The sequence below is a fragment of the Burkholderia sp. BCC0322 genome (assembly GCF_902833045.1).
In the GTDB taxonomy this organism is placed as follows: domain Bacteria; phylum Pseudomonadota; class Gammaproteobacteria; order Burkholderiales; family Burkholderiaceae; genus Burkholderia.
Map to the genome: position 1 here is coordinate 1 of NZ_CADFDU010000029.1, position 7,769 is coordinate 7,769.

Below are 7,769 nucleotides of genomic sequence, written 5' to 3' on the forward strand. Positions count from 1 at the left end.
GAACGAGATCGACGCGGTTGTCGGCGGCAAGGTAGGCGCGGTGTTTTTCTTCATGCCGCATTTTACCGCCTGACTGCCGCGGCAACTTGACAGCACCATCGACGCGCTTATTGTGGCAATATTTGCGATGACATTCGATTCAGATTAATCTTAATCGAGATCGAACAGCGCGCGGTCGGCGGAGCGGGACAGCGCTTCATCCATCATCTGCCGGAACGCGGCCTCCTCCCACTCGCCGCGATCAAGTCGGCACAACACGGCTTCGCCGACGAGCATCACCTTGCGTTCCCGGTCCGCTCGCGTTTGCTTGGCCTTTTGCTGATAGGCTTTGCGCGCGGTTTTCTGCGCGACCTTGATTTCCTGAAGTCGGGCGTCCGTGGCCTTCAGGCGGCGGCTGAGCAATGACATCGTTTTCCTTCAAGTATTCGACACAGGGCGGCACCGGCGCGACACATCGAGTTGATGATCCACCCGATGATCATGCCTCATCTTCCATGCCACCGGCGTACACGCTGCCAAGGTGTACCCGCACTTGGGCATCGCTCCTTCGGTGTTTGTTACTGTGCTGCCGTTGCCGTTTGAAAAGGTCGCACGTCCGGCTGCTCCCGCTGCTCGGCCAGCGACAGTTCATAGTTGCTCTGCAGCGCCATCCAGAAGCGCGCGGTGCTAACATGTGCGCGCTCGAGTCGCAGAGCAAGATCGGGGCTGATGCCGGCGTGACCGTTCAGCACTCGCGACAGGCTCGTGCGGCTGTAGCCCAACCGTGCGGCAGCATCGGTCACATCCATGCCGAGCGGCTGGAGCACATCCTCGCGCAGCAGCTCGCCGGGGTGGGGGTGATTTTTCATCATGGCGATATCCCTAGTGGTAGTCCTGATAATCGACCAGCTCGACATCGACACCGGCAAACCGGAAGGTCACTCGCCAGTTGCCGTTGACCCAAATCGACCAGTGCTCCTTGAGCTCGCCCTTGAGCGGATGGAGCTTGTAGCCGGGGTGATTCAATTCGCTCGGTCCACTGGACGCGTCCAGGGCAGCCAGGATTCGACGCAGCTTGGGCGCGTGGGCCACCTGGACACCGCGGACGGATGCCTCACGGAACAGCGCTTCAAGGCCCTTGTGTCTAAAGCTGGTAATCATGCCGCGAGTGTAGCGCGTTACGCATCACGCATCAAGACGTCTCTGGTTGCACACTAACCGGGCTATTCTCAAAACTCCCTCTGACGCAGCCTCACTCCAAGGCGTACGTCAGGTCATGCCATCGCTGGGCTTTCGCGCTCCCCGAGCCAAGCTGGCCACGCGGAAATTTCATCACGGCGATCGCCTGAAGCGCCCGATCATCGTAGCTCGGGTCGCCACTACTACGCCGCACTTTTAAATCACGTACGCGGCCTTCTTCGTCGAGCCATACGCGCACCAGGACACGCCGTCGCTCAAGAGAAGAAACCGGCATCGAGCGTGCAATCAGGCGGTCGATTAGGGACATGATTATTGAAATAGGCTCGCGCGAACGTGTCGCACAGCTTGCCGGGCGCGGCATCATCGATGGGTGACTTCATAAAAAAACCGCCTGACATGCAGGCGGTCAAGGTCACCCTACTGGTTGCACGAGGAGAAGCGGTGCAATCTCACTCTACGTATGTTCTGCGCATGCCGCTCATCAGACCTTTCTGATAAGCGCGATTACCCCGCATTTTCGAGTTTCGCTGCGCGCACGGAATGGAAATTCCGTCGTCTTTCCTCTCGATCGGGGCCCGACAAAGCCCCAAAAAAAGGCCACCTCAAAGGTGGCCGAATCGATTGGATATCGAGAGACAAATGCTGATTCGGGGTCGAATCAACGGATCGTATTATCCGGATTTCACCGAAAGCAAAACGTAGGAATATCCCCATCGCTTGCAACCCACGCCATGCGGCGCAAGCCAGGCGCCAGACGGCGTCGGTTGCTCAACGGTCACCCAGTCGGTGCGCCCTCCCCGGACGCTGTCCGGCGCCAAGCTTGCCCATTTTGCCGCACGGATGCGCATCAAGCAGGGGCATCGCGCGGCTGAGTGGGTCCGATGCGGAAAAGGCAGGAGGCCGACGCTCGCATCTGGCAGCGTATTTTACGAAAATGTCAGGCCGCGCCCACCGGCCTTCGTCAGCCCCCTGCCGTTTCCCTCGGGTGCCTCCTAAAAAAACAGCCACCCGCTGGGGTGGCCGAAGGTAGGGGGCCGAGAGGCCGTTGAGCCTGCATCGAGGCATCAACGACACGACTGTACTATCCTTTCAATTTACTTTCTTGTCTGAATATTCGGACGACTGGGCAAGATAAGTATTCTTCTCCTAGAGCGTGTTATGCACTTTCAAAAATGCGGAACGGCATGAGTCAGCATCAAAGTTGACGACCCTGGTTCAGATTCTGGGGAGGATGCCGTGTTCCGGTTCGACGACGAGCTGAAAGTCTATCTGCATCGCGATCCCGTCGACTTCCGCTATGGCATGAACAGCCTGTCGATTCTCGTCGAGCAGTCGATGCGTCTGAACCCGATGGATTCCTCGCTCTACGTGTTCGGCAATCGACGTCGGGATCGGATCAAAATCCTTGGCTGGGACGGCAACGGCTTCTGGCTCCTGATGAAACGCCTCGAGGCAGACCGCTTCACCTGGCCCGACAAAAAAACCGAAGTCGTGACGATGTCGACGGATCTGCTGCACGCGCTACTTGATGGCGACGACATTACCACGATCCGACGGCATCCGAAGCGAGAATATCACCGCGTCAGTTGAACGCGCGATCGGCATGCATGTCGAATCAGCATGCCGATTCAGGTTGCCATCACCGCCGACGAACTCGCTACGCTGCTCGCGATACGAGAGGCGTACGGTTCGCTTCAGCGCGAGCATGAAGAGGTTCGCGGCGCGCTCCGTCTGGTGACGGCGGAGCGCGATCTCGCCGAGGAGCGGCTGCGGGCATACCGTCGCGAACTGTTCGGCGCAAAGAGCGAGGCGCGAGGCTCGGACCAGCTCGGTCTGTTCAACGAAGCCGAAGTGCTCGGCACGAATGCGACACCCGCTCAGGAAGATATCCCGGAAACGACCATCGCTGCGCATACGCGCAAGAAGCGCGGTCACCGCAAACCGCTCGATCCCAATCTGCCGCGCGAAGTTGTACGGCACGAACTGCCCGAAGCCGAGCGTGTCTGTGCTCACGACGGCCACGCACTCGTCGAGATCGGCGTGGAGATCAGCGAGCAGCTCGATGTGATTCCGGAGCAGCTTCGCGTGATACAGCACCAGCGCGTCAAGTATGCGTGCCCATGCTGCGATCTCGGCATCAAGGTCACACCTGCGCCGGCGCGCATCATCCCGCGCGGACTGTTGAGCGAATCCGCACTCGCGTGGATCGCCACCGGCAAGTACCAGTTCGGCATGCCGCTGTATCGCCAGGCGGGTCTGTTGCGCCGCTTCGGCGGCGACATCTCGTCGAACACGATCGCCGCGAGCATGGTTCGCGTCGGCCTCGCGACGCAGCCCATGATTAACCTCATGCGTGACGGGCTGCTCGAGGCCGAACTGATCTACTGCGACGAGACGACATTCCAGGTCCTGAAGGGAAAGGACCGCCGGCCGCAAACAAAGAGCTATCTCTGGCTGCAGATGACCGGTTCAGGAACGCCGATCCACTGCTTCACCTATACGCCCGGACGGGGTGCCAAGCTCGCTGACAAATTGTTTGCCGGCATCCGCAATGGCGCGGTCCTGATGACGGACGGTTACGAACCCTACAACGACATCGCGCAGCGATATGAGCTCGAACACCTCGGATGTTGGGTGCACGTGAGACGCTACTTCGTCAAGGCGGAGGACAGTGAGCCGAAAGCCGCGCGCACATCGGATCTGCTCGCGTCGCGCTTCATCAAGCTGATCGGCAGGCTGTTTGCCGCGGAGGCTCGTGCCGAAACGTGGGAGGCCGAGCGCCGACAGCGTTTGCGACGGCGACACAGCGTCTGTGTACTCGATGCCATCCATGCGCTTGCGCTCGAACAAGCGCCGGGCGTCGTGCCAAAAAGCTTGCTCGGCAAGGGGCTAACCTATCTGCGCGAGCAATGGCCGAAGTTGATCCGCTACGTCGAGAACGGCAACTGGCCGATCAGCAACAATCCCTGCGAGAATTCGATTCGCCCGTTCTGCGTTGGACGACGCTCATGGTTGTTCGCCGACACCGTTCATGGCGCCGAGGCGAGCGCGAACCTTTACTCGTTGGTCCAGACGTGCCGCGCGAATCGCATCGATCCCTACCGCTACTCACTTGGTTGTTCCAGCGTCTGCCGCTGGCAAAGAGCGTCGACGACTACGACGCGCTGTTGCCCTGGAAGATGCCCGCCGATCTCCGCTGATCCACGTTCCTGCCACACCTCACGCGCTTCGCCATCTCACTCTGAGAGACGTCGCTGATGGATCGCATACGTTTGTTCGGTCGGACAACGGCGCCGAATTTACCGCTGCCAAGGTCATGCGTTGGCTGCGAGACGCTGCAATCGGTCCGGCCTTCGTTGCGCCTGGCAGTCCATGGCAAAACGGATTCGTCGAAAGCTTCAACGGCAAACTGCGAGACGAATTGCTAAACCGCGAATGGTTCCGCAGCCGCGCCGAGGCCAAGGTGCTCATCGAGCGCTGGCGGCAGTTCTATAACGAGCGCCGGCCCCACAGCGCTCATCGCTACCAACCTCCCGCCACGGTCCGTCGAGCCTGGCTGGATTCCGATAATATCGACGCGAGACTCACTGCCTGACTGGCTACAAAATTCCGCCGCAGGTCAATGTCCCAGATGAATCCCGCGAGTTCCCGGGCTACTGCCACGACTGCGGCATTGGCATTTTTCCCGCGTGCAGCTAATTTGCGATAACGTCGACACAGTCGAACCTGTGCGTCCCAGGCGCGATCAATGATGGGCTTGGGGAGACCCGGATGCCGACGTCCAATGTTCTCGCTCACTCGAGCCTGATGTCGGTAGCTCCAGGCGGCCTCGATCAACAACTTCCTGGCATAGCTGTTGTCAGTCTTGGTTATGCTGCCTTGCCGTCGCTTATCGCCCGAGGAGTGCTCCGATGGCGTCACACCCAGCCAGGCCATCAGCTGTCGCGGATGTTCGAAGCGGGAAAGGTCGCCCACTTCGGCGAGCATCCCCACCGCCGTGGTGAACTGGACACCACGCATCGCCTGCAATCCCAGGACGGCAGGATAGAACCGCCAGTTGACCACCGAGTCGCGCAAAGCCGCTTCAAGTCGCTCGCATTGCGCCATGCGGTCCCCGAGAGTACGGCGATGTTCTTCGAATGCCAATTGTTGCCAGTCGTTGCTGAAAGAATGTTGGCTTACCCAGCGTCGATATGAAGGCCCCCAGTCAGCCTTGCCCGGATATCGAACTCCGTGCAAGAGCAGGAACGACTTCAGTCGCTGCCGGGCATGCTTCAGATCATCCTTGGCGCTTACCCACGCACGGGCCAGATCCCGAAAAGCCTCGTCCTCAATCCCGGGGACGTGCACGGCCGACAAATCACCAGCACGCAGTGAACGCACTAGCTTGATCGAGTCACGTCGGTCCGTTTTCACGCGCTCACCGGGTTTCTTGGGAATCAGCGACGGCGCGCACACCATACATTCAAATCCTTCCGCGACCAGCTGACGGTGGAGCCCATAACCACACGGTCCTGCCTCGTAGACGACATGCACACGCCGGCCCTTGGAGCGCAGACGCTTACACAGACGATCGATATCACCCTAAGTAGTGCCGATCCTGCCCAGGAGCTCCACGTCGCCCATTCCAACCGCGTAAGCGATCGTGATCGACTCTTTGTGGACATCCAACCCAACGTACACCGTGCTATCGTGTTCCATGCTGGCCTCCGTAGTGGAAATCGCCGGGTGTGGCCTTGTCCACACCGTGCGGCCCTGGCAGCAATGCTAACCCGCGTTTGACTCCCCACGTCAGGCCAGCCTATGCCTCACGGAAAGTCATACTGCCTGGGCCAAACCCTACCGATCGCGCGCGACCTGGTTCCAAGCGCCACATCGTCACCGACGCCAACGGCACCCCGCTTGCCGCGATCCTGACCGGCGCGAACGTCAACGACGTCACGCAATTGCTGCCGCTGATCGATGCGATTCCGCCAATTCGTGGCCTGCGCGGCCACCCGATTCAACGGCCTCGCGTAGTCTACGCCGATCGCGGTTACGACTCCGAGCGACATCGACGAGCGTTGCGTAATCGCGGTATCGAGCCGGTGATCGCCAAGCGTCGTACCGAACATGGCAGCGGCCTTGGCAAATATCGCTGGGTCGTTGAACGCACGCATGCCTGGATGCATCACTTCCGTCGCCTCTGTATTCGTTTCGAGCGCCGTGGTGACATTCACGGCGCGTTCCTCAAACTCGGTTGCTGCCTGATCTGCTGGAATACTCTCCGGCGGACCGAGCAGCCTTTTTGAAACCGTTTCTTACCAATGGTAGCCTGCCCCAACGCCAGCTGCCACCCCATTGGAGTTGAAACCGACACCACCTTTCACCTCTAACTGAGGCGTAATGAGCACCGCTCCCCCGAAGGCAGCAGCCTGATAACCATGGTAGGTTGCAGCACCAAATCCTAATGTCAAAGTGTCGCCCACGCGACTACTGGGAATCATAGTCAACGCAGTCGCAGCAGCGATGCCCGAGTAAGCGGCTCTAGCAACTTGAGTCACGCTAGACTGAACACCCCACAACTGGTTCATGTTCGTTCCGTCGGTACCGTTCACGCCCGGCGCCACGTTAGTCAAGCGCCTTTCGTTACCCGGCGAGCCAAACGATACCGTTTGCGGCTCCGTTACAACCGAACCAGCACCGATTGCCACCGAGTTGGCCACACCTGCTGTTGCGTTGTTGCCCAACACCGTGGCATTCGTGCCTGACGCCGACGCCGCTTGACCAATTGCCAACGTCCCGCTAGCCGATGCATTGGCCCCCTCGCCTAGCGCCGTCGAGTTCCCTCCTGTCGCACTCGAACCCTGGCCCACCGCCGTCGTGTTGTTGCCCGTCGCGTTCGCGCCTTGGCCCAGCGATGTCGCATTGCTTCCCAAAGCTATCGACTGCGCGCCAATCCCGATACTGCCAGTGCCGTTCGCTTGCGCGCCCGATCCGAACGCGAGAGAACCCGCCCCGCGCGAGTTTGCCGTGTTGCCCAGCGCAACTGAGCCCAAGCCGTTGGCAGTGCTAGTGTCGCCGATCGCTACCGCCCCCTCTCCCGCAGCAACGTTTGAATTCCCCACCGCGACCGAGCCCTGACCTGTAGCCACATTATTCTCACCTACTCCTACTGCACCAGTTCCCTTCGCGACATTCGGATCGCCAATCGCGACAGCGCCACTACCTATTGCGGTATTCGCCAAGCCAATCGAAACCGCGCTACCTCCCGTCGCGGTCGCACTCTGGCCAATTGCGACTGCACCATCCGCACCCGCACTGGCCAGATCACCGACTGAGATGCTGCCCATGCCAGTTGCGGTAGCCTCTGAGCCGACTGCGATTGAGTCGATACCAAAAGCCGTGCTGTCACCACCTTTGGCATTCTCGTGAAAGTACTTGATACCACCGCCATTGACTGCTGTGGAGATCGACGACAACTGGTTGAGCGTCGAGCTCAGGCCCGTGGACAACGAGCCGATGCCCGTCGACGTCGACGTCGACAGCGAGCTGATCGAGCTACTTGCCGACGACAGGCCGGTCGAGGTGGAAGACGACAGCGACGTCAC

At 60.0% G+C, this 7,769-nt stretch carries 6 protein-coding genes and 4 pseudogenes; 4 read left to right on the plus strand and 6 right to left on the minus strand.

Features of this window, described 5'->3' with window-relative positions; all coding sequences use genetic code 11:
- Window positions 1-150 precede the first annotated feature (150 nt).
- From HWX39_RS35355 to HWX39_RS35370, 4 genes are all read right to left on the minus strand, one after another.
- The gene (locus tag HWX39_RS35355; protein ID WP_175972099.1) at window positions 151-408 is read right to left on the minus strand and encodes a hypothetical protein; all 258 of its coding nucleotides are present in this window, start codon (window positions 406-408) and stop codon (window positions 151-153) included.
- A gap of 149 nt (window positions 409-557) precedes the next feature.
- The gene (locus HWX39_RS35360; RefSeq protein WP_208458863.1) at window positions 558-848 is read right to left on the minus strand and encodes a HigA family addiction module antitoxin; all 291 of its coding nucleotides are present in this window, start codon (window positions 846-848) and stop codon (window positions 558-560) included.
- Window positions 849-861: 13 nt separating this feature from the next.
- Window positions 862-1,140, minus strand: a complete 279-nt coding sequence (locus HWX39_RS35365) for a type II toxin-antitoxin system RelE/ParE family toxin (protein ID WP_175972101.1) — start codon at window positions 1,138-1,140, stop codon at window positions 862-864.
- Window positions 1,141-1,231: 91 nt separating this feature from the next.
- Window positions 1,232-1,486 (minus strand): energy transducer TonB, encoded by a 255-nt coding sequence (locus HWX39_RS35370; RefSeq protein WP_175972102.1) that lies wholly within the window; start codon window positions 1,484-1,486, stop codon window positions 1,232-1,234.
- 929 nt (window positions 1,487-2,415) lie between these two features.
- On the opposite strand from HWX39_RS35370, the gene tnpB reads away from it, so the two are divergent.
- From tnpB to HWX39_RS35385, 3 genes and pseudogenes are all read left to right on the plus strand, one after another.
- The gene (gene tnpB / locus HWX39_RS35375) at window positions 2,416-2,769 is read left to right on the plus strand and encodes an IS66 family insertion sequence element accessory protein TnpB (protein ID WP_175972103.1); all 354 of its coding nucleotides are present in this window, start codon (window positions 2,416-2,418) and stop codon (window positions 2,767-2,769) included.
- Between the two features lie 30 nt (window positions 2,770-2,799).
- Window positions 2,800-4,379, plus strand: a pseudogene (locus HWX39_RS35380) (IS66 family transposase).
- A gap of 71 nt (window positions 4,380-4,450) precedes the next feature.
- Window positions 4,451-4,774 (plus strand): annotated as a pseudogene (locus tag HWX39_RS35385) (integrase core domain-containing protein); the annotation flags it as partial.
- Here the strand turns inward: HWX39_RS35385 and HWX39_RS35390 are convergent.
- A pseudogene (locus HWX39_RS35390) lies at window positions 4,702-5,880 on the minus strand (IS110 family transposase). The pseudogenes HWX39_RS35385 and HWX39_RS35390 sit on opposite strands and share 73 nt — an antisense overlap.
- 128 nt (window positions 5,881-6,008) lie before the next feature.
- On the opposite strand from HWX39_RS35390, the pseudogene HWX39_RS35395 reads away from it, so the two are divergent.
- Window positions 6,009-6,470 (plus strand): annotated as a pseudogene (locus HWX39_RS35395) (IS5 family transposase); the annotation flags it as partial.
- 9 nt (window positions 6,471-6,479) lie between these two features.
- Here the strand turns inward: HWX39_RS35395 and HWX39_RS35400 are convergent.
- Window positions 6,480-7,673, minus strand: a complete 1,194-nt coding sequence (locus tag HWX39_RS35400; RefSeq protein ID WP_279613126.1) for a YadA-like family protein — start codon at window positions 7,671-7,673, stop codon at window positions 6,480-6,482.
- Window positions 7,674-7,769 lie beyond the last annotated feature (96 nt).

What these genes read in the sequence shown, in the direction of transcription:
- HWX39_RS35355 (WP_175972099.1), bottom strand. Translation starts at nt 408, where the DNA reads ATGTCATTGCTCAGCCGCCGCCTGAAGGCCACGGACGCCCGACTTCAG.
- HWX39_RS35360 (WP_208458863.1), bottom strand. Translation starts at nt 848, where the DNA reads ATGAAAAATCACCCCCACCCCGGCGAGCTGCTGCGCGAGGATGTGCTC.
- HWX39_RS35365 (WP_175972101.1), bottom strand. Translation starts at nt 1,140, where the DNA reads ATGATTACCAGCTTTAGACACAAGGGCCTTGAAGCGCTGTTCCGTGAG.
- HWX39_RS35370 (WP_175972102.1), bottom strand. Translation starts at nt 1,486, where the DNA reads ATGTCCCTAATCGACCGCCTGATTGCACGCTCGATGCCGGTTTCTTCT.